The sequence below is a fragment of the Stenotrophomonas sp. CFBP8994 genome (genome assembly GCF_034044835.1).
GTDB classification, from domain to species: Bacteria; Pseudomonadota; Gammaproteobacteria; order Xanthomonadales; family Xanthomonadaceae; genus Stenotrophomonas; species Stenotrophomonas rhizophila_A.
This window is the reverse complement of record NZ_JAXCWT010000014.1, coordinates 1-1103: the sequence shown is the minus strand read 5'-3', so window position 1 is coordinate 1103 and position 1103 is coordinate 1. Positions and strand designations below refer to the sequence as shown.

Sequence of the window (1103 nt, the reverse complement as noted above, 5' to 3'; positions counted from 1 at the left end):
TGGTCGTGGTGGAGGGGCAGACGGTAAGAGAGGTCTGCCAGCTGATGGAGGTCGGCCCAACCGCGCTGAGGCGCTGGATAGATCAATGGCAGCGGAAGCACAACCCCGACGCCGAGGGGCCGCCGATTGACCCTCAGGCCCGGATTGCAGAGCTGGAATCCCAGAATCGAAGGCTCAAGGAGGAGCGCGATCTACTAAAAAAATCCATAGCCTTCTTCGTTCGGGACAACGATCGCCGGAACAAGTGATCGAAGAACTGGGGAAGGCTGCTCCGATCCGATTGGTCTGCCAGCTGATGGACTACCCACGCAGCAGCTACTACGCCTGGCGGGGTCGACAGGAACAGATCGACCACGAGCTACTGAGCCAGGTCGACCTGGTGAGGCGCATTCACAAATCGCATCGGGGCAGCTGTGGGTCGCGCCGTATGGCCAAGGAATTGGCCAACATTGGGCTGCAGGTTGGCCGGTACCGGGCCCGCACGCTGATGCGCCGGGCCGGGGTGAGGGCCCGGCAACACAAGCGTCATAAGTATCAAAGCCTTGGGCCACAGGCCCTGACCGTTCCCAATGTGCTGGATCGTCAGTTCAATCCGGAGGCACCGAACCAAGTATGGGCAGGCGACATCACCTATATCCCGACCCAGCAGGGCTGGCTGTATCTGGCGATTGTTGTGGACCTATATGCCCGACGGATCGTGGGATGGGCTCATTCCCATGAAGCAAATGCCTGGCTGGCCGTCAGGGCGTTGCGAGGAGCATTGAAACAGCGCCGTCCCAAAGCGGGCCTGCTTTTTCACTCCGATCAAGGCCGGCAGTACACCAGCCACGCCATGGCCGAAATCCTGCGCGACAACGGAGTTACGCAGAGCATGAGCCGCAAGGGAAATTGCTGGGACAACGCCGTCGTAGAGCGGGTTTTTGCCACCCTCAAGGGAGAATGGCTGTACGCCAAGTACCCCACACGGTACGAGGCAGCGGCAGATATCGAAAAGTTCGTGGACTGGTACAACCAGCGCCGGCTGCATAACGCCAACGGCCTGGTACCGCCTGCGCTCCACGAAGCGCAGGTGGCCTGAACGCCCCTTGAGAGTGTCCAGAAAA

General features: G+C 60.5%; 2 protein-coding genes. Both read left to right on the top strand.

Annotated features, from left to right (window positions below):
• The coding region (locus SOM39_RS19255) for a transposase (protein ID WP_320459241.1) at positions 1-248 on the top strand (248 nt) is incomplete at its 5' end.
• A complete protein-coding gene (locus SOM39_RS19250; RefSeq protein WP_320459240.1) occupies positions 245-1078 on the top strand; it encodes an IS3 family transposase in 834 nt (277 codons plus the stop codon). The genes SOM39_RS19255 and SOM39_RS19250, both read left to right, overlap by 4 nt.
• Positions 1079-1103: the final 25 nt, after the last annotated feature.